20 protein-coding genes are annotated in these 25,932 nt (G+C 68.6%); 19 read left to right on the top strand and 1 reads right to left on the bottom strand.

Annotation, left to right across the window (positions count from 1 at the left end):
* Positions 1–241: 241 nt before the first annotated feature.
* The 11 genes from rsmH (at position 242) to BLQ75_RS07795 (ending at position 15,234) form a co-directional block, all read left to right on the top strand.
* Positions 242–1,264 carry a 16S rRNA (cytosine(1402)-N(4))-methyltransferase RsmH gene (gene rsmH, locus BLQ75_RS24160; protein ID WP_244515320.1) on the top strand — a complete coding sequence of 341 codons (1,023 nt, stop codon included), beginning with the start codon at positions 242–244 and terminating at the stop codon, positions 1,262–1,264.
* Positions 1,261–2,040 (top strand): cell division protein FtsL, encoded by a 780-nt coding sequence (gene ftsL, locus BLQ75_RS07840; protein ID WP_092600083.1) that lies wholly within the window; start codon positions 1,261–1,263, stop codon positions 2,038–2,040. The genes rsmH and ftsL overlap by 4 nt, the downstream gene beginning before the upstream one ends.
* Before the next feature lie 6 nt (positions 2,041–2,046).
* On the top strand, positions 2,047–4,008 hold the full coding sequence (locus BLQ75_RS07835; protein ID WP_170837390.1) for a peptidoglycan D,D-transpeptidase FtsI family protein: 1,962 nt from the start codon (positions 2,047–2,049) through the stop codon (positions 4,006–4,008).
* Positions 4,009–4,269: 261 nt separating this feature from the next.
* The gene (locus tag BLQ75_RS07830) at positions 4,270–5,898 is read left to right on the top strand and encodes a UDP-N-acetylmuramoyl-L-alanyl-D-glutamate--2,6-diaminopimelate ligase (protein WP_244515319.1); all 1,629 of its coding nucleotides are present in this window, start codon (positions 4,270–4,272) and stop codon (positions 5,896–5,898) included.
* The gene (locus BLQ75_RS07825) at positions 5,895–7,403 is read left to right on the top strand and encodes a UDP-N-acetylmuramoyl-tripeptide--D-alanyl-D-alanine ligase (RefSeq protein WP_092600077.1); all 1,509 of its coding nucleotides are present in this window, start codon (positions 5,895–5,897) and stop codon (positions 7,401–7,403) included. Before BLQ75_RS07830 ends, BLQ75_RS07825 begins: the two co-directional genes overlap by 4 nt.
* Positions 7,400–8,476, top strand: coding sequence for a phospho-N-acetylmuramoyl-pentapeptide-transferase (gene mraY, locus BLQ75_RS07820; RefSeq protein ID WP_092600074.1), 1,077 nt, complete (start codon positions 7,400–7,402; stop codon positions 8,474–8,476). The genes BLQ75_RS07825 and mraY overlap by 4 nt, the downstream gene beginning before the upstream one ends.
* Before the next feature lie 126 nt (positions 8,477–8,602).
* A complete protein-coding gene (gene murD / locus BLQ75_RS07815; protein ID WP_092600071.1) occupies positions 8,603–10,033 on the top strand; it encodes a UDP-N-acetylmuramoyl-L-alanine--D-glutamate ligase in 1,431 nt (476 codons plus the stop codon).
* A gap of 7 nt (positions 10,034–10,040) precedes the next feature.
* Positions 10,041–11,453 carry a putative lipid II flippase FtsW gene (gene ftsW, locus BLQ75_RS07810; RefSeq protein ID WP_092600068.1) on the top strand — a complete coding sequence of 471 codons (1,413 nt, stop codon included), beginning with the start codon at positions 10,041–10,043 and terminating at the stop codon, positions 11,451–11,453.
* A gap of 174 nt (positions 11,454–11,627) precedes the next feature.
* A complete protein-coding gene (murG, locus tag BLQ75_RS07805) occupies positions 11,628–12,797 on the top strand; it encodes an undecaprenyldiphospho-muramoylpentapeptide beta-N-acetylglucosaminyltransferase (protein WP_244515318.1) in 1,170 nt (389 codons plus the stop codon).
* Between the two features lie 107 nt (positions 12,798–12,904).
* A complete protein-coding gene (murC, locus tag BLQ75_RS07800) occupies positions 12,905–14,287 on the top strand; it encodes a UDP-N-acetylmuramate--L-alanine ligase (protein ID WP_425286443.1) in 1,383 nt (460 codons plus the stop codon).
* 296 nt (positions 14,288–14,583) lie between these two features.
* Entirely contained in the window at positions 14,584–15,234 is a 651-nt protein-coding gene (locus BLQ75_RS07795; protein WP_280137822.1) for a cell division protein FtsQ/DivIB, read from the top strand.
* Positions 15,235–15,336: 102 nt separating this feature from the next.
* Here the strand turns inward: BLQ75_RS07795 and BLQ75_RS07790 are convergent, their stop codons facing one another.
* Positions 15,337–16,014: a spermidine synthase gene (locus BLQ75_RS07790; protein WP_092600062.1), complete on the bottom strand. Its 678-nt coding sequence runs from the start codon at positions 16,012–16,014 to the stop codon at positions 15,337–15,339.
* A gap of 559 nt (positions 16,015–16,573) precedes the next feature.
* Between BLQ75_RS07790 and ftsZ the strand changes: the two genes are divergently transcribed.
* The 8 genes from ftsZ (at position 16,574) to ileS (ending at position 25,830) form a co-directional block, all read left to right on the top strand.
* Positions 16,574–18,073: a cell division protein FtsZ gene (gene ftsZ / locus BLQ75_RS07785; RefSeq protein WP_092600492.1), complete on the top strand. Its 1,500-nt coding sequence runs from the start codon at positions 16,574–16,576 to the stop codon at positions 18,071–18,073.
* Between the two features lie 105 nt (positions 18,074–18,178).
* Entirely contained in the window at positions 18,179–18,898 is a 720-nt protein-coding gene (gene pgeF, locus BLQ75_RS07780) for a peptidoglycan editing factor PgeF (protein WP_092600490.1), read from the top strand.
* Positions 18,895–19,641 (top strand): YggS family pyridoxal phosphate-dependent enzyme, encoded by a 747-nt coding sequence (locus BLQ75_RS07775; protein WP_092600059.1) that lies wholly within the window; start codon positions 18,895–18,897, stop codon positions 19,639–19,641. Before pgeF ends, BLQ75_RS07775 begins: the two co-directional genes overlap by 4 nt.
* Positions 19,642–19,702: 61 nt before the next feature.
* Positions 19,703–20,317: a cell division protein SepF gene (locus BLQ75_RS07770; protein WP_092600056.1), complete on the top strand. Its 615-nt coding sequence runs from the start codon at positions 19,703–19,705 to the stop codon at positions 20,315–20,317.
* A gap of 19 nt (positions 20,318–20,336) precedes the next feature.
* The gene (locus tag BLQ75_RS07765; protein WP_170837389.1) at positions 20,337–20,621 is read left to right on the top strand and encodes a YggT family protein; all 285 of its coding nucleotides are present in this window, start codon (positions 20,337–20,339) and stop codon (positions 20,619–20,621) included.
* A 46-nt stretch (positions 20,622–20,667) separates the two neighbouring features.
* Positions 20,668–21,537, top strand: a complete 870-nt coding sequence (gene wag31, locus BLQ75_RS07760; protein ID WP_092600053.1) for a DivIVA-like cell division protein Wag31 — start codon at positions 20,668–20,670, stop codon at positions 21,535–21,537.
* A 94-nt stretch (positions 21,538–21,631) separates the two neighbouring features.
* A complete protein-coding gene (locus tag BLQ75_RS07755) occupies positions 21,632–22,189 on the top strand; it encodes a hypothetical protein (RefSeq protein ID WP_092600050.1) in 558 nt (185 codons plus the stop codon).
* 446 nt (positions 22,190–22,635) lie between these two features.
* On the top strand, positions 22,636–25,830 hold the full coding sequence (gene ileS, locus BLQ75_RS07750; RefSeq protein WP_092600047.1) for an isoleucine--tRNA ligase: 3,195 nt from the start codon (positions 22,636–22,638) through the stop codon (positions 25,828–25,830).
* The last annotated feature ends 102 nt before the right edge of the window (positions 25,831–25,932 follow it).

The raw sequence follows: 25,932 nt of genomic DNA, 5'->3' as shown, positions 1-25,932 counted from the left end.
CGACGTCTCCGGCCGACCGGACTCCGGTGCGCTGAGCCCGGGGCCGGGAGAGTTCCTTCGCTCGGGAGCCGACGCCGCTCGGCGCGCCATCTCGTCGGGGTTCGCCGCGCACCGCTTCCGTCACATCCCAGGGGGAGGGCTCGCCGCGCTCGGACCGGCCGCGCCGTCCGGCTGGTTGAGGGCTCTCGGAATCGCCGTTGTCCACGGCACGACTCGATTCGAACAGGAAGGGAAGGCCAGCGTGCCAGAGAACCCGGACCCCACCGCCGAACCCGAGTGGGACTCGGCCGCGGGGAAGTCCGATCCGGAAACGGCACGGCAGCGGCATCTCCCGGTTCTGTTGGAACGGACCGTGGAGTTGTTCGAGCCCGCGCTGCGCGATCGGCGTGCCACGGTCCTCGACGCCACCCTCGGCATGGGAGGGCACGCCGAGGCGCTGTTGCGTGCTTTCCCCGACGTGACCGTCATCGGGGTGGACCGGGATCCGGAAGCGCTCCGGCTGGCTCGGCGACGCCTGGCGGATTTCGAGGGACGTGTGCGGTTGGTGCACGGCGTGGACGATCAGCTCGACGAGATCCTCGATGAACAGGGCGTGACCGGGATCGACGGCGCGTTGTTCGATCTCGGGGTGTCCTCGTTGCAGCTCGACGAGTCCGAACGGGGATTCTCCTACGCCAGGGACGCACCGCTGGACATGCGTATGGACAGCACCGGAGGGAGAACCGCCGCTGATGTGCTCAACACCTACTCGCGAGCCGAGTTGATCCGGATTCTCCGCGAGTACGGTGAGGAGAAGTTCGCCGCCAGAATCGCTTCGGAAATCGTGCGAGCGCGTGACCGGGAGCCGTTCGTGACCAGCGAGCGGTTGGTGCGGCTGATCTACGACAGCGTTCCCGCCGCGAGCAGAAGGACCGGTGGCCACCCCGCAAAGCGCACGTTCCAGGCACTGCGCATCGAGGTCAACGGGGAGCTCGAGGTGCTGCGCAGGGCCCTTCCCCAGGCGATCGACGCGCTGAACCCAGGTGGCCGTGCCGTGGTGCTGTCCTACCACTCGTTGGAGGACCGGACGGTCAAGCGCACGTTCTCCGAGCGGTCGAAGTCACGGACCCCGGTCGATCTGCCGGTCGAGTTGCCGGGGCATGGACCACAGCTGCGGCTGCTCACTCGTGGTGCCGAGTTCGCCGACGAGTCGGAGGCTGCGGCCAATCCGAGGGCGAGTTCGGTGCGACTACGCGCGGCCGAACGGATCGAGGAGAGGCGATGACGGCATCCGCGACCGGTAGTGACCGGTCCGAGAACAGCGGCAGGAAGCGGCAGCGTGCCGACGGGCGCCCTCAGGCCGGGGCGAACACCCGCACGAACCGCCGGGTGCGTTCCTCCTCCGGGGAACGTGCCTACGAGCGCAAGCGCGAGCGCGGTCGTCGTTCCTCGGAGGGGGCACCGTCGTCCGGTGAGGCGAAGCGGTCGAAGGGACGTGGTGTCGACGCGAGGTCGCGGGAACCATCCGCGCGTGAGGTCCTGCTCGGTTCCGGGGCGCTGCGTTCCGGCAGGGAGGCCTTCCGGGCGCTGACGAACACGATCGCCACCTCCCGGGTCCCCTTCGTGGGCACGGTGGTCGTCGTGCTCGTGACGGGAATAGTGGCCACGCTGTGGCTTTCCATCGCCGCGGTGGGCAACTCCTACCGCATGCAGGAGTCCAAGCAGCGGGTCCAGGCGTTGTCCGAGCGCAAGGAAGACCTGCTGCGGTCGGTCAGCAGGATGAGCTCGATCCCCGAGATACGTCGCCGGGCCGTGGAGATGAACATGGTTCCGGTCTCCGAGGTGGCTCGTCTGGTGCCGCAGCCGGACGGCTCGGTACGAGTGGTCGGTGAGCCGCGACCGGCGGAAGCGCCTCCCGACGAGCGCGACACCGGCCCTCCGGAGGGCGAGAACGGCGGGAATGGGCAGGAGCAGCGGTCGAACCAGCCCCCGCCGGAGCACGGGAGCGAGTCCTCGGCCGATCCCGACCGACCCGAGTCGAACGAACCCTCGGTGGGGTGACTGAACATGGCTTCTCGTGGCAGGCAACGCGGCAGCTCCCGCCCACGTGGCGATCAGCCGCGCCGGACGAAGGGGCGCGAGACCACCACCTCCCGGGGTGGTGCCGGACTCGCTCGCGGCTCGGCGGGCGGTGGTGCCCGGAAGCGCGGTTCGTGGCGCACCCGGTCGGGGCTGGCCGCCAGCAGGCGGCGGTTCGGCCTCGGTCGGATGGTGCTGGTGCTCGCGCTGGTGGCCGCCGGGGTCAAGCTGGTCGTGGTGCAGGGGTTCGAGGCCAGCGCACTGTCCGAGCAGGCCGACGACCAGCTGTTGACCAAGACCAGGATTCCCGCCCAGCGGGGCTCCATACTGGACCGCAACGGCAGGGTGTTGGCGTTCAGCAGCGAGTCCCGCCAGCTCTTCGCCAATCCCGCGCTGTTCGACGAGCAGCAGCGCAAAGCCAGAAAGAACAATCCCGATCTGCCGACCGCCGCGGTGAAGAAGCGCCGGATCGCGGCCTACATCGACGAGGTGACCAACGGGCAGGTCAGCGAGCGGGAAACCCTGGAGGCGCTGTTCTCCGACGAGCAGTTCCTGTACTTCGGTCCGTTGATCGAGCCCGCCAAGGCTCGCCAGATCCACGACAAGTACAACAGGATCGGCTCCGAGTACCGGGCCGTGCGCCAGTATCCCTCCGGAGACGTGGGGGCCGGGATCGTCGGCTCGGCCTCCTGGCGCAAGGGTGAGAACAAGATCCTGGGAAACGTCGGTCTGGAGAGCTCGCTGAACGACACGCTCTCCGGTGAGGACGGCCTCAGGTTCTCCCACACCGCGCTCGGCAGCACCGGCCTGGTCATTCCCGGAACCAAGCGCACCATTCGGCCCGCGCGGTCGGGTTCGGACGTGCGGCTGACCATCGACTCGGACCTGCAGTTCGTGCTCGACCGGAAACTGGACTCCTACGTCGAGGAGGTCGGCGCCGAAGGCGGTAGCGCGGTGGTGTTGGACGCACGGACCGGCAAGGTTCGCGCGCTGGCCAACTCCTCGCCCTCGGCCGGCCCCTCGGAGGGCAACCGTGCCTCCCGGCATCTGAGCAATCCCGCCATCACCACACCGTACGAGCCCGGCTCGGTGAACAAGATCATCACGGCCGCCGGGGCCATCGAGCACGGGATCGTGGAACCCGACACCGTGCTGCGCGTGCCGTCCAGCATCGAGATGGGCGGGGCGGTGGTCAACGACGCCTGGGAGCACGGCACCGTGCCGCTCACGTTCACGGGGGTGCTCGCCAAGTCGTCCAACGTCGGAACCCTGATGACGGCGAAACGACTGGGCAAGGAGCGTTTCGCCGAGTTGGTGGACAAGTTCGGACTGGGCAGCAGGACCGGCATCGCCCTGCCCGGGGAGAGTTCCGGAGTGGTGCCTCCCTCCAACCAGTGGTCGGACACCAGGTTCGCCAACCTGCCCATCGGTCAGGGACTGTCCATGACAGTGCTGCAGATGGCCGGGATGTACCAGGCCATCGCCAACGACGGGGTGCGGATTCCGCCCCGGGTGGTCGAGTCCACCACCGGCCCGGACGGTGAGGTCCACGAGGCTCCCCGCCCGGAGGGAGTTCGCGTGGTCAGTGAGAGCACCGCGGACACGGTCAAGAACATGCTGCGCGCCGTCGTGCAGGACGAGGAGGGCCAGCGCGGCACCGCTCCGCAGGCCGCGCTGGCCGGCTACCAGGTCTCGGGCAAGACCGGCACCGCACAGCAACCCGACCCCTCCTGCGGTTGTTACAGCAATTCCCAGCACTGGGCGACCTTCGCGGGGATGGTTCCGGCCGACAGTCCGCGGTACGTGATCGGAATCATGATCGACGATCCCGACGGTGGGCAGCTGACCGCCGCCCCGTTGTTCCACGACGTCGCCGCTGACCTGACACGTCGTTACGACATCCCGCTGTCCTCCGAGCGGGCCCCCGAGATGACGCTGCGGGTGAGATAGCCCGGCCGCGTTCCTCGCGAGTGGTGACGGGAAGCCGTGGCGGTGCGGTAGTGGTGAGGTGGCCGCCTGTCGGAGTGCCCGGCCGACTCGGCTGCTCCGTCCTCCTCGGAGCCCGTTCCTTCCCGGGCGGAACCGCCGTTCGTGTGATGAGCAGTGTCTCACTCGAACGGGTGGAAAACGTTCGAGCAGGCGAGCCCGCTTCGCGACGCACCTGCCTACCGTAAAGCTGCTCCGGCGAGCGGTACCGGTAACCTTTCCGCCGTGCCTTCCCCGGTTGCGAGTTCTCCGCCGCGTCCCTCGTCCGTCGAGCCGGTGCGGATCGAGGAGCTGGCCCAGTCGATCGGTGCCCGTCTCGTTCGCCTCGCCGACTCCCGCGCTCACCTCGACATCACCGGTGTGACACTGCGTGCTCAGCACGTCCGGCCGGGTGATCTCTTCGCCGCGTTGCGCGGCGCGAGAACTCACGGCGCCGAGCATTCCGCCACCGCCCTGGACGCGGGGGCCGTCGCCGTTCTCACGGACGAAACGGGGGCGGCTCACCCCTCGCTGCTCGAACACCCGGCCGTGGCACGCGGTGAGGTCGCGCTGCTGGTGCACCCGGACCCGCGCGGTGTGCTGGGTGAGCTCGCGGCCGAGATCTACGGCCATCCCTCCGACAGGCTGTCGGTGCTCGGAGTGACCGGCACCTCCGGCAAGACCACCACCAGCTACCTGCTCGATTCGGCGCTGCGCTCGGCGGGGCTCGTAACCGGCCTGATCGGGACTGTCGAGACGCGGGTGGCGGGCTCTCGACTGGAGAGCGCGTTCACCACCCCCGAAGCTCCCGACCTGCAGGCGCTGCTGGCGGTGATGGTCGAGCGGGGAGTCACCCACGTGGTCATGGAGGTCTCCAGTCACGCGCTCGTGCTGGGCAGGGTGTCCGGAGTCCGCTTCGCGGTGGGAGGCTTCACCAACCTCTCCAGCGAGCACCTGGACTTCCACCGGGACATGGAGGACTACTTCGCCGCCAAGGCGATGCTGTTCGACGGCCGTTGCGCCCGGGAAGTGGTGTGCACCGACACCGAGTGGGGAAGGCGGCTGGTCGGCTCCGGCACCGTCACGGTGGCCACCGAGGGAACCGCCGACTGGACGGCCACCGACGTGCTCACCAGCCCTACCGGTGCGCAGCGCTTCACCGCGGCGGGGCCGGAGGGTGTCCGCACCGAAGTCGAACTGCGACTTCCCGGTGCCTTCAACGTCGCCAACGCCCTGCTGGCCGTCGCGATGTCGCGCGCCGTCGGCGTGGAGTGCGCCGACATCGCCCGTGGACTCGGAGAGGTCGATGTTCCGGGACGGATGGAACGGGTGGCGCTGGGGCAGGACTTCACGGCGGTGGTCGACTACTCTCACAAACCGGGCGCCGTCGGTGCGGTTCTGGAGGCGGCACGTGCCCAGGCGGCCGGGAAGGTGCTCGTCGTACTCGGTTGCGGTGGTGACAGGGACACGGCCAAACGTCCCGTAATGGGCGCCACGGCCGCGCGTCGGGCAGACGTTTTGATAGTGACCGATGACAACCCGCGCGGTGAGGACCCCGCCCGGATCCGCGCCGCCGTGTTGGAGGGGGCCACGCGGGTCCCGCCTTCCGAACGCGCCGAGTCCTACGAGATCGGTGACCGGCGTGCGGCCATAGCGGAGGCGATACGGCGAGCCGGGAGCGGTGACGTCGTGGTGGTCGCGGGAAAGGGACACGAGACCGGTCAGGAAGTGGCCGGTGTGGTTCACCCCTTCTCCGACCGTGACGAAGTGGCCGCGGCACTGCGTGGACGACTCGGGAGTCCGCAACGAACGGAAACCGTCCCCACTGGTCGAACCCCCGACAACCAGCGGGGAAGTAACGAGGAGGCAAGGTGATCCGGCTCAGCCTCGACGAGGTAGCTGGGGCGGTCGGCGGCAGACTGCACCGCGCCGACGGTAGCGAGGTCGTCACCGCGGCCGTCGAGTTCGATTCCAGGAAGATACGACCCGGTGGGCTGTTCGTGGCGATGCCGGGCGAGCAGGTCGATGGTCACCGGTTCGCGGAGCAGGCGGTCGCCGACGGCGCCGTCGCGGTGTTGGCAGCGAGGGAGGTGGACGCTCCGGCGGTGATCGTTCCTCCGATCGAGGCGACGGAGCGGTCCCGTGCGATGGCGTTGGCCGCCGACTCGGACGGCTCCGGAGCCGCCGTGCTGGTGGCCATGGCCCGGCTCGCCCGTTCGGTCGTCGACAAGCTCGAAGGGCTGACGGTCGTGGGAGTGACCGGTTCCTCGGGCAAGACCTCCACCAAGGACCTGATCGCACAGCTGCTCGAAAGGATGGGGCCCACCGTGGCCCCACCCGGTTCGTTCAACAACGAGCTCGGTCATCCGTGGACCGTCCTGCGTGCCGACGAGCTGACCAGGCACCTGGTGCTGGAGCTCTCCGCTCGCGGGACGGGACACATCGCCGAGCTGTGCGAGTCGGCGCCGCCCCGTGTCGGGGCGGTGCTCAACGTCGGCAGTGCCCACCTCGGTGAGTTCGGTTCCAGGGAAGCGGTGGCCAGGGCCAAGGGCGAGCTCGTCGAAGCGCTGCCGAGCGCCGCGGCGGGAGGTGTGGCGATACTCAACGCCGACGACCCCGTCGTCGCCGCCATGTCCGAGCGCACCGAGGCACGGGTGGTTCGCTTCGGGCAACACCCCAACGCGGAGGTTCGCGCCGAGGACGTCGAGGTGGACGAACTGGCCCGCCCGCGCTTCACACTGGTCACCCCTGGTGGGCACGCCCCCGTGCGGCTGCCGCTGCACGGCGAGCACCACGTCGGCAACGCACTCGCGGCCGCCGCCGTGGCGTTCGAACTCGGTGCCACCACCGAGGACGTCGCCGAGTGGCTCGGCGGAGTCGAGCAGCTGTCCGGCAAGCGGATGGAGGTCACCACCACCCCCGGAGGGGTGACCGTGGTCAACGATTCCTACAACGCCAACCCCGAGTCGGTGCGTGCCGGGTTGAAGGCGCTCGCCGCCATGACCCACGACAGGCCCGGCAGGGGTTGGGCGGTGCTCGGCGCCATCGGAGAGCTGGGGGACGAGAGCGTCGAGGCGCACGACGAGATAGGCCGCTTGGCCGTGCGGCTGAACATCGACCGTCTCGTGGTGGTGGGTGACCAGGCACGCGCCATGCACCAGGGTGCCGCGCTGGAGGGCTCCTGGGGCGAGGAATCGGTCCTGGTGCCCGATGTGGACTCCGCTCTCGCGCTGCTGCGCGAGGAACTGCGGGCGGATGACGTGGTGCTGGTCAAGGCGTCCAACGCGGCCGCGCTGTGGCGCGTCGCCGAGGAGCTCACGCGCTCCGCGGAGCCGGACTCGGCCGAGGACGCCACCGGACGGGACGGTGGTACGGCGTGAAGCACATCCTGATCGCGGCCGCCGTGGGGTTGGTCGTCTCCATCCTCTTCACCCCGTACCTCATCCGGGTCTTCTCCAAGCAGGGCTTCGGTCAGGAGATCCGCGAGGAGGTGCAGAAGTCCCATTCGGCGAAGCGAGGAACCCCCACCATGGGCGGGATGGCGATCCTCGTCGCCATGTGGGCCGGTTACCTGGCCACCCACCTCACGGTTTCCGAGACCCTCCCCAGCGTGACGGCCCTGCTGGTGCTGGGGCTGACCACGGTGCTCGGCATCGTCGGCTTCCTGGACGACTTCATCAAGATCCGCAAACGCCGCAACCTCGGTCTCAACAAGACGGCCAAACTGGTGGGCCAGATGCTGGGTTCGGTACTGTTCGCGATTCTGGCCCTGCAGTTCAAGGACCGCAACGGCATCACGCCCGCATCGGCGCACCTGTCGTTCATCCGTGACATCAGCGTGGTCTCGTTCGGGGTCATCGGTTTCATCATCTTCGCCTACATCGCCATCAGCGGGTGGTCCAACGCGGTGAACTTCACCGACGGGATGGACGGTCTCGCGGGGGGAACGGCGGCGATGGTGCTGGCCAGTTACGTGTTGATCGGGTTCTGGCAGTTCCGCAACTCCTGCGCCCTGCTGGAAGACGCGGGGCCGGCCTGCTACCAGGTGCGTGATCCCCTCGACGTCGCGGTGGTGGCGGCCGCGGCGATGGGGGCCTGCGTCGGCTTTTTGTGGTGGAACGCGGCCCCTGCCAAGATCTTCATGGGAGACACCGGTTCGCTGGCGATCGGCGGCCTGGTGGCCGGACTGTCCATGACCACCCGGACCGAGCTGCTGATGATCGTCATCGGCGGTCTGTTCGTGGTGGAGGCCCTCTCCGTGGTGCTGCAGATCGTGGTGTTCCGTACCTCCCGCCGCAGGCTGTTCCGCATGGCACCGTTCCACCACCACTTCGAACTCGCGGGATGGGCGGAGACCACGGTTATCATCCGGTTCTGGATACTGGCCGCGATCAGCTGCCTGTTCGGTGTCGGACTGTTCTACGCCGACTGGTTGGCACTGGTGCCTAACTGATGGCCGGGCCGTGCTCCGGAGCCGTGACTCCGGCCCCCGTACGCGGGACATCGGAAGGCCGCCACGGCCACCGCTGTGGCGGCGCGGTGAACTACGTGGCAATCCGAGTGGGTCTTTGGTGAGGTCATGAGCAAGGTGGGAAAGCGGGTTCTGGTGGCCGGCGCGGGGGTTTCCGGCAGGTCCGCGGCGGAGGCGTTGCTGGAACGGGGAGCCGCCGTCACCGTCACGGATGCCTCCGAGCGGCGATTGGCCGAGCTGTCCGAACTGCGCGCCCGGGGCGCCGAACTCGTACCCTCGCTCACCGAGCCGCCCGCCGAAACCGATCTCGTGGTGACCAGCCCGGGCTGGCGTCCCGACTCACCGTTGCTGACTGCGGCGGCAGCCGCGGGCACGGAGGTCATCGGTGAGATCGAGCTCGCCTGGCGGATCGACCGGGCCTCCACCCGTCCGGCCCGCTGGCTGGCGGTGACGGGGACGAACGGCAAGACCACCACCGTCGGAATGCTGGAGTCGGTACTGCGGGCCGCTGGGATCGACGCGGTCGCCTGCGGCAATGTGGGGCTTCCCGCCGTTGACGCGGTACGTGCCGGCCACCGAGTGCTGGCGGTGGAACTGTCGAGCTTCCAGCTGCACTGGTCGAACACGCTCTCACCGGACACCGGTGTGATTCTCAACCTCGCCGACGACCACCTCGACTGGCACGGCTCGCTGCACGCCTACGGCGCCGCCAAGGGCAAGGTCTACCGGGGTAACTCGGTGTCGGTCCACAACGCGGACAACGCCGCCTCCGTCGAACTCGCGGCCGAACACTCCCAAGCGAGGCAGGTCGCGGTCACCTCGGGTGACCCCGTCGTCGGACAACTCGGTGTGCGCGACGGTGAGCTGCTCGACCGCGCGTTCGACCGGAACGGCCACGTTCCCGCGGGGGACGCCGCACCGGTGTCCCTGGCCGGGGTGAGCGACGTTCGGCAGGTGGGCGAGCACAATCTCGCCAACGCACTGGCGGCCTGCGCGCTCGCCAGGTCGTGCGGCGTCCCGGAGGAGGCGTGCGCCCGGGGGCTACGGGAGTTCTCGCCGGGGGAGCATCGTTCCGACGTGGTCGCGGAGGCCGAGGGCGTGGTCTACGTCGACGACTCCAAGGCGACCAACCCGCACGCCGCCTCGGCGGCACTGGGTGCCCACCGAGACGTGGTATGGATCGCTGGTGGACTGCTGAAAGGGGCCGAGGTCGACGAACTGGTCAGGCAGCACGCCCCGAGGCTCCGTGCCGCGGTGTTGATCGGCAGCGATCAGCGGCCGATAGCCGAGGCGCTGCGGCGGTACGCCCCGGAAGTCCCGGTGGTCGGCATCCCGCCCCAGCGGGTGGCCGCCATGTCGGAGGCGGTGCGGCTGGCGAGGGCGTACGCGACATCGGGGACGGCCGTGGTGCTGGCACCCGCCGCGGCCTCCATGGACATGTACACCGACTACGCCCATCGCGGGCGGGAGTTCACGGCGGCGGTACGTGCTGTGCTGGCGGAACCGGCGAGCGGGTCCGCCGAACGTCCCAGGGGGTGAGGCAGCTGTGGCAGCCCGGAGCACGAGCGGTGCTCGTGGACGAGGCACACAGGGGATCGCGGAGGCGCTGCGCGGAGTCAGTTCGGCACTGACCGCCTGGCTGACCAGACCGCTGGCCTCGTTCCACCTGTTACTCGCGGTTTTCGGGCTGCTGACCGCCGTCGGCCTGGTGATGGTGCTCTCCGCCTCCAGCGTGGAGTCCTTCAGCGAGGCCGGTTCCTCCTACAGTGTTTTCCTGAAACACCTGCTGCACTGTCTTTTCGGGGCGGTGTGCTGCTACGTGGCGATGCGCACGCCGGTGTGGATGCTGCGCCGGTTCAGTCACGTGTTCCTGCTGGTGTGCCTGGTCCTGTTGGTGCTGGTGCTGACCAGACTGGGCTTCCGAAGCAACGGGGCGCAGAGTTGGTTCGTGTTGGGGCCCGTCTCGTTCCAGCCGGTGGAGCCCGCCAAGATCGCACTCGCGCTCTGGGGGGCCCACGTGCTCGTGACCAAACGAGCGCTGCTCGGCCAGTACCGCCATCTGCTGGTGCCGGTGCTGCCGGCCGCGCTGCTGATGTTCGCCCTGGTGATGCTGCAGCCCGACTTCGGTTCCACGGTCACTCTCGGCATCGTGCTGCTCGCACTGCTGTGGTTCGCGGGGGCTCCGCTGCGGTTGTTCAGCGCCCTGGTGCTCGGCGCCGTCACCGGCATGCTGACGCTGGTGTTCCTCTTCCAGTACCAGATAAACCGGGTGACCTCGTTCTTCAGCTCGGACAGCGGAGGGGGAACCGACAGCTTCCAGGCCACTCAGGCCCGGTTGGCGTTGGCTGACGGAGGGCTGTTCGGAGAGGGCATCGGCCAGGGCTGGTCCAAGTGGAAGTACCTGCCGGAAGCCGACAACGACTTCATCTTCGCCGTGCTCGGGGAAGAACTGGGGTTCGTGGGCTGCGCCGCCGTGCTGCTGCTGTTCGGTACCGTCGCCTACGTGGGAATGCGGATCGCCGCTCGCAACACCGATCCGTGGATCAAACTGGTCGCCGCCACGCTCACCACCTGGGTGGTCGGCCAGGCCGCCATCAACATCGGTTACGTGGTGGGGCTGTTGCCGGTCACCGGCCTGCCGTTGCCGCTGATCTCCTCGGGGGGGAGCTCGGTGGTGACCACCATGATCGTGTTCGGGCTGTTGGCGAACTTCGCCAGGCACGAGCCCGAGGCCATCGCGGCACTGCGCTCACTCGGGCCAGGCAAGGTGGGCAGACTGCTGCGGTTGCCCACCCCGGCGCCGTATCGCCCGCCGGCCACACGTCGCCCCTCCGGAACGGCGAACCGGCGCACCGCTCCCGCCACCAAACCGTCCGGTAAGCGGAGTCGCTCCGCTGGTACGGCGGGTCGGAAGCAACCGGCGCCCCGTCAGCGACGTCGTACCGGGTCGTCGAGATGATCCGACGAGCCCGTGACGAGGAGTGGCCACCACTGGGCGATGCGTTCGTCCGCCGGGATGGCAGGCTCATGTGGAACGGGTCCGGAGGGCGCGGTTACCGGACCGGGAACCACCAACACCGCGTATCGCCGCCCGGACGTGCGGGGCGCGATGCGAACATCGAGGAGGAACTTCTTGAACACGCAGCAACCGGGTGATCCGAGCGGTCGGGCCGCCGCACCCTTCCCCGCGGGCGCGGCCGGCACCGGTTCACCGAGCCGCCGTGGACCGACGATCGTCGTGGCGGGTGGGGGAACGGCCGGACACATCGAACCCGCCATGGCCCTCGCCGACGCAGTACGCAGGCTCCGACCGGACGCCAGCGTGGTGGCCCTGGGCACGGAGCGCGGACTGGAGACCGAGATCGTGCCGGCCAGGGGCTATCCGCTGGAACTGGTGCCGCCGGTGCCGATGCCCCGCAAGGCCAGCCCCGAGCTGCTCCGAATGCCCTCGAAGGTCCGCGATTCGGTGCGTCGTACTCGCGAGGTGCTGGAGCGGGTGGGGGCCGACGTGGTCGTCGGCTTCGGCGGTTACGTCTCCCTCTCCGCTTACCTGGGAGCACGTGGCCGCGTACCGATCATCGTTCACGAGGCGAACGCGCGAGCCGGACTGTCCAACAAGGTGGGAGCCCGCTTCGCGAAGGAGGTTCTGGCGGCCGTCCCCGACAGCGGCTTACCCGGTGCCCGGACCATCGGCATACCGCTGCGGGAGTCGATCACCATGCTGGACCGCTCCTCCCTGCGCGCCCAGGCGCGCGCGCACTACGGACTGCGCCCCGACGCGCCGACGGTGCTGGTCTTCGGCGGCTCTCAGGGAGCACGAACGCTGAACACCGCTTTCTCTGGCGCCTCCGACGAACTGGGCAGGGCCGGGATCGGCGTGCTGCACGCACACGGCCCGAAGAACACGGTCGCGGTACGTGAGCTCCCGGGAGCGCCGCCCTACGTGCCGGTGCCGTACCTGGAGCGGATGGATCTGGCCTACGCGGCCGCCGACCTGGTGGTCTGCCGTTCCGGTGCCATGACGGTGGCCGAGGTCTCCGCTGTGGGACTTCCGGCGGTGTTCGTCCCGCTGCCCCACGGCAACGGTGAGCAGGCGCTCAACGCCCAGCCGGTGGTCGCCGCGGGCGGGGCGAGGCTGGTTCCGGACTCGGAGCTGACGCCCCAGCGCGTCATCGATGAGATACTGCCGTTGGCAGGCGATTCCGACATGCTGGCACGAATGAGCCGCGCGACGCTGGAGACCGGACATCGTGAGGCGGACCGAGTGCTGGCCAAGACTACGCTGGAGGTGGCCGGGGCGTGAACGGCGATGAGGATGGCAGGCAGTCGCGGGGGACCTCTCCGGACTCTCCCGCCACCACCCACGATCTGCTGTCCCGGGTGCATCTGATCGGTATCGGTGGTGCGGGGATGAGCGGCATCGCCCGTATCCTGTTGGCCAGAGGGCGGCAGGTCTCGGGTTCGGACGCCCGCGACTCCAGGACCGTGCTCGCGCTGCGCACGCAGGGAGCCGCTGTCGCGGTCGGACATGAGGAGCCGAACCTGGACCAACTCGAGTCCGGCCCGAGCGCGGTGGTGATCTCCACGGCCATCGAGACCGAGAACCCGGAGTTGGCCGAAGCGCGGCGACGCGGCGTCCCGGTGCTCGGCCGTGCCGAGGCGTTGGCCGCGCTGATGCGGGATCACCGTGTCGCGTGTGTCACCGGCACGCACGGCAAGACCTCCACCACCTCCATGCTCACGGTGGCGTTGCAGCACTGCAGACTCGATCCGTCGTTCGCCATCGGCGGTGACCTCAACGAGTCCGGCGCCAACGCTCACCACGGTGAGGGCGGGCTGTTCGTCGCGGAGGCCGACGAGAGCGACGGCTCGTTCCTGGTGTTCTCCCCCTCGGTGGCCGTGGTGACCAACGTCGAGCCGGATCATCTCGACCACCACGGAACCACCGACGCCTACGTCGAGGTGTTCGAGAGGTTCGTGGAGCGGATCGAACCCGGTGGTGTGCTCATCGCGGGAACAGACGACCCCGGTGCGGCCGCGTTGGCCGACCGGGCCGAGCGTTCCGGGGTTCGGGTGCGGCGTTACGGCACCGCCGTCGAGGGAACCGAAGACGCCCGCGTCGTCTCCTACGAGCCGCGGCACGGTGGCGGGGCGGTACGGCTGCGGCTGGGGGAGAGCGATCCCCTGGAGCTGTACGTCTCGGTTCCCGGCGAGCACATGGCCGCGAACGCGGTAGCCGCCCTACTGGCGGGGATCGAGCTGGGGGCCGACCCGGCGGAGCTGCTGGACGGACTGGCGGCCTTCGGCGGTGTTCGGCGGCGTTTCGAGTTCAAGGGCAGGGCCGACGGCGTGCGGGTCTACGACGACTACGCGCACCACCCCACCGAGGTCCGGGCACAGCTGCGTGCCGCGCGTACCGAGGTGGATTCCGGCAGGATCGTCGTCGCTTTCCAGCCGCACCTGTTCTCGCGCACCGCGGCCTTCGCCGAGGAGTTCGGCGCGGCGTTGGCCGAGGCGGACGAAGTGGTGGTGCTCGACGTCTACGGCGCCAGGGAGCAGCCGCAACCCGGTGTGTCCGGTCAACTGATCGCCGATGCGGTGCCGTTGTCCGCGGACCGGGTGCACTACGAGCCCTCCATCACCGAGGTGGCGCCACGACTGGCCGGACTGGCACGTCCCGGTGACATCGTGCTGACCATGGGCGCGGGTGATGTCACGATGCTGGGACCGGAGATCCTGACCGAGATCGACAGCCGGGACGGGGCTCGTTCCCCGAGCTCCTCCGAGAGCTGATAAGCCCGGACTCGGGTGATTGACGGCTTCGGTGATTCACCCGGCCACCGTCACTCACACGTCCGGGTGGCCCCTCCACCCGGACGTGTCCTGGAGTCCGAGTGGAGGGGAACGGGACGTTGTCGGCGGTCGTCCCCTTCCCTCGGTGGATTGGCAGCTGCAGGCGGCGAGACGGACATCGTGGAGTGGTGATGGCGGATTCCGAGGCGAGACGGGAGCCTGATCGGGCCGCCTCACGAGCTCGGCGGCGTTCCGGGAGGGAGCCGAGATCCGCCGGCTCGGGACTGTTCGGCTGGGTGGTTCTGGTCTCGCTCGCCCTGGTGACCATCGGCGCGGTGGTGGTCTTCTTCACTCCGGTGCTGGGGGTGCGTTCCGTGCGGGTCGAGGGGACCAGGGAGCTCGACCAGGAGCGGGTGCGGCAGGTGGCCGCGATCGAGCGGGGAACCCCGATGGTCCGGGTGGACCGTTCCGGGGTGTTGCGGCGGCTGAACGGGATCTCCAGGGTCGATTCGGCCGACCTCCGCTTCTCGTTGCCCTCCACGGTGGTCATCGAGCTCGTGGAGCGACGGCCTGTGCTGTTCACCGACACCCCGGACGGCTTCCGGCTGGTCGATGACGAGGGGGTCGATTACGCGGCGGTGGACCACCGGCCGAGCGAACTTCCCGAACTCCGGATCACCTCCGAAGGACGGGAGCGGCAGGGGCGCGCGGCGGCCATCACCGCCGTCACGGCGCTGGACGATCGGACGCTGGGCCAGGTCCGGACCGTGCGGGTCGATGTCTCGCGGGGCGCCCCCCGGGTGCGCATGTCGTTGACGGAGGGACGCACCGTGGAGTGGGGCGGCAGGAACGAGTCGGACCGCAAGGCGGCGATCCTGCCCGTGCTGCTCTCGCAGCAGGGGGAGGTCTACGACGTCACCAGCCCGGAGTTGGCGACCGTTTCGTGAGGGTTCGGCACTCTCCGAGCACGAAGCGCGGGACACCGCCGACGGGGACGAGCGGTGATGGGTGCCGACGGGGAACCCGACGATCGGAGCAGGAAAGCCCTGTCAGCGGATTCCCAGATAGAGGTGGTACTCGGTCTTCAACGTCCCCAGCGTTACCGGAACCGTGCTCCGCCGGACCGTTTCGAACACAGCCCGCATGGTCGCCTCCAACTCGGCGGAGCGCGCCGCGGACCAGATCGCCGCCACTCCTCCCGCCGCGAGTCTGCTGTGGCAGGTGGTCAGGAAGTCCCGTTCGTAGACCGTCACGTTGTCGGTGTGCACGAGATAACCGGGACCGTTGTCCACGTCGAGCAGCACCAGGTCCAATGAGCCGTTCGCGTGCTCGGCCAGCACCTCGGTGACGTCCGCGGCGCGCAGTCGGACCCTCCTGTCGTGGGGGTCATCGGCGAGTTCCGGAACCAGGCCGCTCCGGTACCAGTCGATGACCGCCGGTTCCAGTTCCGCCACCGTGACCTCACCCACGAGTGGTTCGGCGAGCACTTCGTGCAGCGTGAATCCGAGACCGAGTCCCCCGATCAGAACGCGCGTTCCGCCCTTCGAGGTTTTCAGCGCGTTCAGCGCCGTCCGGGCGAGTCGGCGCTCACTGTCGGTGTGCGCGGTGTCCATCACGAACACTCCGTTGACCCGCAGTTCGAGTGCGCCGTCGGCGCGCCGCAGCAGTACGATCTCGCCGCGTGGCGAATCCACGGTGGCCACTCGTTCGACGGACACTCGCCCCATCGCCTCTCGTCGTGCTTTCCTGCTACTCACCGGGAGTCGCCCCGTACGTGATCCACGGTCGGGCTTCGCCGCCGGCGCCTTCCCCACCTTCTGGCACCGGGAGCGAGTCGATCGACGGGCCCCGGTTCCCACCGGCGGGCGTCACACAATATCGTGTGAAGCCGTCCACCGTTCGAAGTCCCGTGTGAGTACTGGATCGGCCGACGTGGACACCACGACTCGTGGACCGGTTCGCGGTACGGTGTGGACTGTGATCGCGATACCGCGGCCGGTCGGGCGCACTCGGTGTTTCGTGGTGTGGGGCACGGAACTTTTCGAGCGTTGTGCGGACAGCCGTGGTGGCGACCGGTGGTGTCGGTTGACACACGTCCGGCGGTAATCGGCGTGGCTGCTGGACTCCCGCGGTCCGCGGTGCATAACGTCCGATCACTGCGGGTTGACGGCGAGCCAGCCACGTAGCCGCACACCACATCGGGCGCCGACAGGCGTCCGCGACCGGGGACCTGTCACGGTCCACCCACAGCGAGCGCTTCAGCCACGACCAGGAAGGCGGATGACGATGACGCCCCCGCACAACTACCTAGCGGTGATTAAAGTCGTCGGCATCGGTGGCGGCGGTGTAAACGCCGTGAATCGGATGATCGAGGTCGGGCTCAAGGGCGTCGAGTTCATCGCGGTGAACACCGACGCGCAGGCCCTCCTGATGTCGGATGCCGACGTCAAGCTCGACATCGGCCGTGAGCTGACGCGCGGTTTGGGAGCGGGTGCCGCTCCCGATGTCGGCTACCAGGCGGCCGACGACCACAAGGACGAGATCGAAGAGGTGCTCAAGGGCGCGGACATGGTGTTCGTCACCGCCGGTGAGGGCGGTGGCACCGGTACCGGTGGTGCCCCGGTGATCGCTTCGGTCGCCCGTAAACTCGGCGCACTGACCATCGGTGTCGTCACCCGGCCGTTCTCCTTCGAGGGCAAACGCCGGGCCAACCAGGCCGAGCAGGGGATAAAGGATCTGCGTGACGAGTGCGACACGCTGATCGTCATTCCCAACGACCGGCTGTTGCAGCTCGGCGACATCGGCGTGAGCCTGATGGACGCCTTCCGCTCGGCGGACGAGGTGCTGCTTTCCGGTGTGCAGGGCATCACCGACCTGATCACCACCCCCGGTCTGATCAACCTCGACTTCGCCGACGTCAAGAGCGTCATGTCCGGAGCGGGCAGCGCTCTGATGGGCATCGGTTCCGCCCGGGGGGAGGGCAGAGCGGTGGAAGCGGCGCAGAAGGCGATCAACTCACCGCTGCTGGAAGCCTCCATGGAGGGCGCGCACGGTGTGCTGCTCGCCATAGCCGGCGGTTCGGACCTCGGACTGTTCGAGATCAACGAGTCCGCTTCGCTGGTGCAGGAGTCCGCCCACCCCGAGGCCAACATCATCTTCGGTACGGTCATCGACGACTCGCTCGGTGACGAGGTTCGGGTCACCGTGATCGCGGCCGGTTTCGACGCGGGGGCGCCCACGCACAAGAAGTTGGATCCCAACAAGGTCGGCTCCACCGAGGAGCAGGACCCCGACGCCCCGGTCACGGCGGGGCAGGTCGTCGACGGCCAATCCGAGCCCGTGAACCGGCAAGCCCAGGATGCGAAGGAGAGCGCACCGGCTTCGACGACCCACTCGGCCGGATCGCCGGAGGACGCCTCTGAGACCACGCCGATCAGGCAGGACTCCTCCCGCCCGCGACCCGACTCGGAGAGCGGTGGTGTGCTCGGCGCGGCATCGGGTACGAGCTCAGCCGCTAGGGAGGCGAGCTCCCCGCCTCCCGGAGCCCCTTCGAGCCAGGAGACGGGGGAACCACGGCAACCGCAGCAGGGTGTGGGCGGTCCCCTCGGTACCGACGGTTCGGCGATCGGGGGCGAGCAGCAGACCGGCACGGTGCCCGGCAGGCCGACGGGTGGTTATCCGGGAACCGGAAGTGGGTTCGGTGGTTCCCTGCTGGGGCGTTCCAAGAACCACAACGACGACGACAACGACGACGAGGTGGACATCCCGCCGTTCATGCGCAGGTGAGACTGACCCGTCCTCTCGTTCGGGAGTGCGGGACAATGCGCGGTGCGGGCGTTGTCGAACCGGACGCGCCGTGGCATGTTCGAAGCACTCGCGGGAGGGCGCATCGTGCGGATCCGTCGTGTTGTCACGACTCGTGAAGGTGGTTACTCGAGACCCCCGTTCGACTCGTTCAATCTGGGCGGACGTGTCGGCGACGATCCGGAGCACCTGGCCGCGAACCAGGCGAAGCTCGCCGCCGGGATCGGCATCGAGGAACGGCGTTTCGTGTGGATGGAGCAGATCCACGGCAGGACGGCCGCCGTGGTGGACGGCCCCCGTGCGGAGCCCCTGGAGGGCACCGACGCGTTGGTGACCGCCGTTCCGAAGCTTCCGTTGGTCGTGTTGACCGCGGACTGCGTGCCGGTGCTGCTCGGCGACCCGGTCAGCGGTGTCGTGGGTGCGGTGCACGCCGGGAGAGTGGGGGCGCGTGTCGGCGTGTTGGTCAGCGCCCTGCGGCGGATGGTCGAGGTCGGAGCGAGGCTGGATCGAGTGGAGGCCTTACTGGGGCCCGCCGCCTGTGGTGAGTGCTACGAGGTCCCCGCCGAGATGCGTGACGAGGTGGAGCGGGACCTGCCCGGCAGCGCCGCGAGAACACGTGGCGGCACTCCCGCGCTGGACCTGCGGGCCGGGCTGTGGGAACAACTGGCCGCCGCCGGCGTCGCGCGGATCGGGCAGGACCCGCGCTGCACCATCGAGGCCCCCGAGCTGTTCAGCCACCGGCGGGACTCGGGGCGCACGGGCAGGATCGCGGCGGTGGTCTGGTCCGAACCGGAGGAGCAGCAGTGAACGAGGAAGAGACCGACCGTTCCCGTCGGGCGCAGCTCGCCGAGTCGTTGGTCCGGGTGCGGGAACGCGTGGACCGGGCCTGTGCGAACGCGGGTAGGTCCCCTGACGAGGTGGCGTTGTCGGCGGTGACGAAGACCTTCCCCGCATCGGACGCGGCGTTGCTCGCGGATCTCGGCGTGACCGATCTCGCGGAGAACCGGGAGCAGGAGGCGAGGCCGAAGGTGGCCGAGTTCCAACGGTTGCGCCCCGGCGCTGGCGTGCGTTGGCATATGGTCGGTCAGCTGCAACGCAACAAGGCTCGCTCGGTGGCCCGGTGGGCCGATGTGGTGGAGTCGGTGGACAGTGATCGTCTGATCGAGGCGTTGCGACGTGCGGTGGACAACGCCCTGGAAGCCGGGGAGCGCTCCGCTCCGCTGGACGTGCTCCTGCAGGTGAATCTTGATCAGCGTACGGATCGGGGTGGGTGTTCGCCAGGGGAAGTCCCCGAACTAGCGGAAAAGATGGCACGAATGTGTGAGATTCGGCTCTGCGGAGTTATGGCTGTCGCTCCGTTGGGCGAGGATCCGGATGTGGCGTTCGCCACCCTTTCGGGGATTTCCGAGCGGCTTCGCCGGGACTTCCCGGAAGCTCGGGAGGTGTCGGCAGGAATGAGTGGGGACCTGGAGAGCGCGATAGCCCACGGCTCGACCCGGGTGCGTGTCGGAACGTCGTTGCTCGGTGGTCGCCCGTTAGTCTCACGATGAGCCGCCAAACGGGTCGAAGGCCTGCCGTCGCTGTACCTTTCGCGGAGGAAGGGGCTTGCCGATGAGTAAGCTACACAAGCTTAAGGCGTACTTCGGCATGGTCCCGGCCGAAGAAGTCGACGAGTACGACGAGGCGCCCGACGGGTACGCGTCGGACTACGGTGAGTACGACGCGTCGGAGGACAGGGCCGTCGGACCGCGCCGGCACGGGGGGACCCGTGGTGCCCAGGACGAGGATCAAGAGGATGACCATGACAGTGAGCCACGCTCCCGCGTCACGCGCCCTCGGAGGCAATGGGGCTCCGAGAGTCCGGTCCGCGGTTCGTTGGCGGTGGATCCGAACCTGGAACAGACTCCGCGGCTGCGTGCGGTGACCGACACGGGCAGTCACTACAGCTTGAGTAAGATCACAACCCTGCATCCGCGCAGCTACAGCGAGGCGCGGACCATCGGGGAGCAGTACCGCGACGGCACACCGGTGATCATGAACCTCACTGAGATGGATGAAGCTGACGCCAAGCGGCTGGTGGACTTCGCCGCGGGGTTGGCGTTCGCCATGCGCGGCTCCATCGAGAAGGTCACCAACCGTGTGTTCCTGCTCTCGCCCCCCAACGTCGACGTGGCTGCCGAGGACAAACGGCGCCTCGCCGAGGGGGCCTTTTTCAATTACGGGTGAGTGGTGGCAGAGTTGAGTCGTGGAACCGGCCCTGATCGTTCTTTACTATCTGCTGTTCTTCTTCTGGCTGCTGCTCATAGCGCGTATCGTGGTGGAGCTCGTTCGTGCGTTCGCCCGCGACTGGAGACCCAGTGGCGGGGTTGCGATCGCGCTGGAGACCATCTACACAGTGACCGACCCACCCGTACGATTGCTGCGTCGGGTGATCCCGACGGTCCGAATCGGCAACGTCGGGCTGGACTTGTCCATTATGGTGCTGCTGCTGGTCGTGTACATCTTGATGCGACTGGTTCAACCCGGGTAACGGGGAACCCGGTGACTCGCAGCCGAGGAGTGCGTGAGGTGATCTTGTGGGTTTGACCCCCGCCGACGTCCACAACGTGGCGTTCAGCAAACCTCCCATCGGAAAGCGGGGCTACAACGAGGACGAGGTTGATGCTTTCCTCGACCTCGTCGAGGCCGAGCTCGCGCGGCTCGTGGAGGAGAACGGCGACTTGCGGAACCAGGTCGAGCAGTTGGAGACCCAACTGCAGTCGGCCCAGTCCGACCTCGACGAGGCGAGGAACCAGCCCGCCCCGGCCGAGGCGGGCGTCGCCGCCGGTCAGTCGAGTTCCTCGGGCGCTTCCGAGGAGCCGCGCAGACTGCAACCCGTTCCCCCGCCCACGGCTGCCTCGGAGCAGACCTCCCCCGGCGGTGACCAGCACGTGCAGGCGGCCAAGGTGCTCGGCCTGGCCCAGGAGATGGCCGACCGGCTGACCGGTGAGGCCAAGACCGAGTCCGACGGGATGCTCTCCGAGGCGCGTACCAAGTCCGAGCAGTTGCTCTCGGACGCTCGGACGAAGGCCGACAGCATGGTCAACGACGCGCGCAGCCGTGCCGAGACGATGCTCAACGACGCGCGCAGCAGGGCCGAGACGTTGGAACGTCAGGCTCGGGAGAAGGCGGCGAGTCTGGAACGCGATGCTCAGCACAAGCACGCGGAAGTGATGGGCAACATCACCCAGGAGAAGAACGCACTCGAGAAGAAGATCGAAGCGCTGCGCACCTTCGAGCGGGAGTACCGCTCCCGGCTGCAGTCGTACCTGGAGTCGCAGCTGCGCGAACTCCAGGACCGCGGTTCCGCAGCACCGGCCGAGAACGTCAGCAACACCAGGTCGTCCTCCTCGGGGCAGCAGAGCGGCGGTTACAACTTCGGGACGCGTGCCGCGGAAGCGGGCTGAGGCCTCGGAACCCGGGGATGCGTTTCGACGTGTCACCCGACTCGTTGATCCGAGACGTACAGTCTTCCGGATCTACCTGAAAGCGTGAGGCTACGTGCTGTTGACAGTGCTGCTTCTGCTGCTCGTGGCCGCCGGTGTGTTGGTCTTCGCGGTGGCCACGGGTGCGGCCCAGTGGGCGTGGCTCTCGGTGCTGCTGTGCGCGGTGGCGGCGGTGATGTTGTTCTGGGCCCGTGTCCGGGACCGACGGAGGTTCCGGTCGGCACCGCGGCACTCGGCGCACGGCACCGCGGGTGTGGCCGACGCCGCCCCGCCCGTTGAGGAGGAGGCGGCGTCGGTCGGCGAGTCCGAAACCTCCTCCTCGGAGGGTGGCTCCGAGGGGTCTTCCCAGCGGGGCGCGGAGCCCGATCCGGACACCGAGCCCGCCGAGCAGCGGACCGACGCCGCGGACGTGCTGTTGGTCTCCGAAGCGGAGACCGTGGTCTTCGTGATCGACGAGCGTCCGCGCTATCACCTCGACGACTGCTCCTGGGTCGGTGACCGCGAGACCCTGCCGTTGCCCGTCGCCGAGGCGCGTGAGCTCGGTTTTACGCCCTGCGCGGTCTGCGCGCCGGACAGCTCGGTGGCTCGGCTGGCGCGTTCACACGAATCGTGATCGTTACCGGGCCCGGAAGGGGAAGACCTGCTTCTGGACTACGGGCCGGGGCTCGGAGCGGTGGCCCCGTGCGGTGAGGTGTCCCCGCGAGGGTGGGCCCGATGAACGACATCGTGCCCGGAAGTGATCGACTGGCGTCCACCCGCTATGCTGGCGGCAGTGGCGTTGATCCGGCCATCACCGGGGAGCCTCCGGAAGAACGGGCGTCGACACCGCGAGCACCGCGCGGTGTTCCGCCTCAGTAGAACCGGACGGGTGGGCCCGTCACAGCCTTCAACGAGAGGTCACGTGCCGCGCTGCTCGGCCACGTGGCAAGCGGGGTGGTACCGCGGTAGGCGAGTGCTCGTCGTCCCTGAGGAGCTCGCTGTGTCGTCCCCGCTCGAGCATCCTCGACCGATGCTCGCGCGGCGTAACCACACGACACACTCGCGAGGAGCGCATCCGCGATGGCTTATCCGAAAGTACCGTTCAACGGTGCGAGTTCCGAGGGTCCCGAAGCGGCGCGATCCGCCGACGACGTGGCCGCGCAGCCGTCCTTTCCCGCCATCGAGCACGAGGTTCTGGACTACTGGGAGCGCGACGGCACCTTCCGCGCCAGCGTCGTCAACCGTGAGTCGGGCACCAACGGGTCCAACGAGTTCGTGTTCTACGACGGGCCGCCGTTCGCCAACGGCCTGCCGCACTACGGGCACCTGCTGACCGGCTACGCCAAGGACGTGGTGCCTCGTTACAAGACCATGCGCGGCTACCGCGTGGAGCGCAGGTTCGGGTGGGACTGCCACGGTCTGCCCGCCGAGGTCGAGGCGGAGAAGCAGCTCGGCATCAGCGCCAAGTCCGAGATCGAGTCCATGGGGGTCGCCGAGTTCAACGAGGCCTGCCGTAGCTCGGTGCTGCACTACACCGACGAGTGGCAGGACTACGTCACCCGGCAGGCGCGTTGGGTGGATTTCTCCAACGATTACAAGACGCTCGATCTCGACTACATGGAAAGCGTCATGTGGGCCTTCCGGACCCTCTGGGACAAGGGGTTGGTCTACAGCGGTTTCCGGGTGCTCTGGTATTGCTGGCGCTGCGAGACGCCGCTGTCCAACACCGAGACGCGCATGGACGACGTGTACCGGCAGCGGCAGGACCCCGCCGTCACCGTCGGCCTGCGGCTGCGAGCTCCGGGTGCCGTGTTCGACGGGGCTCTGGCCCTGGTGTGGACCACCACTCCCTGGACGTTGCCCTCCAACCTGGCCGCGGCGGTCCACCCCGACATCGAGTACGTACTGGTGCGCCCCGCTGAGGGGGAGAACACCTACGTTCTCGCCGCCGACCGGTTGAACGCCTATACCAGGGAGCTCGGCGAGGACGTCGCGGAGCGGGTCGTCGCCCGCTTCAGCGGTAGTGAGCTGCTCGGTACCCGCTACGAGCCGCCGTTCGACTTCTTCATCGGCAGGGAGAACGCGCACCGCGTTCTGTCCGCCGATTACGTCACCACCGACGACGGTACCGGGCTGGTGCACATCGCCCCCGCGTTCGGTGAGGAGGACAAGGTGGTCACCGACGCGGCGGGCATCGAGCCGGTCGTCCCGGTCGACGAACACGGCAGGTTCACGCCGGAGGTCGCACCCTACGAGGGGCAGCAGGTCTTCGAGGCGAACAAGGCGATCATCGCCGATCTCAAGGCCGCGGGTTCGTTGCTGCGCCACGAGACCTACGACCACCCCTACCCGCACTGCTGGCGTTGTGACAACGCGCTGATCCAGCGCGCGGTTTCCTCCTGGTTCGTCGAGGTCAGCCGTTTCCGGGACCGCATGGTCGAGCTAAACCAGCAGATCGACTGGGTACCCGAGCACATCAGGGACGGCCAGTTCGGCAAGTGGCTGGAGAACGCGCGAGACTGGAACATCTCCCGGAACCGCTACTGGGGTTCCCCCATTCCGGTGTGGGTCTCCGACGACCCGGAGTACCCTCGTACGGACGTCTACGGTTCGCTGGACGAACTCGAGGCCGACTTCGGTGTCCGCCCCACCGATCTGCACCGCCCGAACATCGACCGGTTGACCCGGCCGAACCCGGACGACCCCACCGGCAGATCCACCATGCGCCGGGTGCCCGACGTGCTCGACTGCTGGTTCGAGTCGGGGGCCATGCCCTTCGCGCAGGTGCACTACCCGTTCGAGAACGCCGAGTGGTTCGAACACCACTACCCCGGTGATTTCATCGTGGAGTACAGCGGGCAGACGCGGGGGTGGTTCTACACCCTCCACGTGCTGGCCACCGCGCTGTTCGACCGTCCGGCCTTCTCCCACGTGCTCGCGCACGGGATCGTGCTCGGCCACGACGGGCTCAAGATGTCCAAGTCCAAGCGCAACTACCCGGATGTGCGCGAGGTCTTCGAGCGGGACGGCTCCGACGCGATGCGCTGGTTCCTGATGTCCAGCCCGATCCTGCGCGGCGGGGACCTCGTCGTCACCGAGAAGGGGATCAGGGATTCCGTCCGTCAGGCGGTGCTGCCGCTGTGGAACTCCTGGTACTTCCTGGCGCTGTACGCCAACGCGGAGAACGTCGAGGGGACCTGGCGCACCGACAGCGAGCACGTGCTCGATCGGTACGTCCTCGCCAAGACGCGTGAACTCGTCGAGACCGCGCGTGACTCGATGGACGTGTTCGACCTATCCGGAACGTGCGCGGCGGTCCGCGACTTCCTCGAGGTGCTGACCAACTGGTACGTCCGCCGTTCCCGCGACCGTTTCTGGGCGGGGGACAAGGACGCCATCGACACGCTGCACACGGTTCTCGAGGTAACCTGCCGGGTGGTCGCGCCGTTGTTGCCGCTGACCGCGGAGGCCGTCTGGCGCGGGTTGACCGGGCGGCGCTCGGTCCATCTGGCCGACTGGCCGCTCGCCGAGGAGCTGCCCGCCGACACCGAGCTGGTGTCGGCCATGGACAGCGTCCGCCAGGTGTGCTCGGCCGCGCTCGGCCTGCGCAAGTCGAACAAGCTTCGGGTTCGGCTGCCGCTGCGCCGGTTGGTCGTGGCCCTGCCGCACTCGGAGTCGCTACTTCCGTTCGTCGAGCTCGTGCGGGACGAGGTCAACGTCAAGAACGTGGAGCTGACCTCCGACGTCGCCGCGCACGGACATTTCCAGATCTCGGTCAACGCCCGGATCGCCGGTCCTCGGCTCGGTGGTGACGTGCAGAAGGCGATCAAGGCGGTCAAGTCGGGTGAGTGGACCCGGACTTCGGAGGGGGGCGTGCTCGCCGCCGGGGTGGAACTGTACCCGGAGGAGTTCTCCGAGCATCTGGTTTCGACCGATCCCGGCGCGGCTACGGCACTGCCCAGCGGTGACGGTCTGGTGGTCCTCGACACCGAGGTGACCACCGACCTCGCCACGGAGGGGATGGCGCGTGACGTCGTCAGGGTGGTGCAGCAGGCCAGGCGCGAGGCCGGGCTGGTGGTCTCGGACCGGATCGTGGCCACGATCGCGGCTCCGGGGCCGGTCCGCGAGGCGGTGGGCGAGTACGAGTCGTTCGTGGCGGGCGAAACGCTGGCCGACGAGGTCGTGCTGGCCGAGACCGCCGGTCAGGGTGCGCTGGTCGGCACCGTCGGGGAGAACGACACCGAGATCACGGTCTCGGTGACCAGGAACCCGTAGCCGCGCCCGCGCGTGTGGCCGGTTCCCGGCACGTCGAGGACGCCGGGGTGACGGGAACACCGAGTGGTGCTCCGACACCCGGGAACCGGCCCGCGAGCCCAC

Source organism: Actinopolyspora xinjiangensis (assembly GCF_900104475.1).
Lineage (GTDB): Bacteria > Actinomycetota > Actinomycetes > Mycobacteriales > Pseudonocardiaceae > Actinopolyspora > Actinopolyspora xinjiangensis.
This window is presented reverse-complemented; position numbering and strand designations above follow the sequence as displayed.

Coding starts and splice junctions, on each gene's coding strand:
- ftsZ (WP_092600492.1), top strand. CDS start 16,574: ATGACGCCCCCGCACAACTACCTAGCGGTGATTAAAGTCGTCGGCATC.
- BLQ75_RS07790 (WP_092600062.1), bottom strand. CDS start 16,014: ATGGGGCGAGTGTCCGTCGAACGAGTGGCCACCGTGGATTCGCCACGC.
- ftsL (WP_092600083.1), top strand. CDS start 1,261: ATGACGGCATCCGCGACCGGTAGTGACCGGTCCGAGAACAGCGGCAGG.
- ileS (WP_092600047.1), top strand. CDS start 22,636: ATGGCTTATCCGAAAGTACCGTTCAACGGTGCGAGTTCCGAGGGTCCC.
- murD (WP_092600071.1), top strand. CDS start 8,603: ATGAGCAAGGTGGGAAAGCGGGTTCTGGTGGCCGGCGCGGGGGTTTCC.
- BLQ75_RS07770 (WP_092600056.1), top strand. CDS start 19,703: ATGAGTAAGCTACACAAGCTTAAGGCGTACTTCGGCATGGTCCCGGCC.
- BLQ75_RS07835 (WP_170837390.1), top strand. CDS start 2,047: ATGGCTTCTCGTGGCAGGCAACGCGGCAGCTCCCGCCCACGTGGCGAT.
- murC (WP_425286443.1), top strand. CDS start 12,905: ATGAGCGGCATCGCCCGTATCCTGTTGGCCAGAGGGCGGCAGGTCTCG.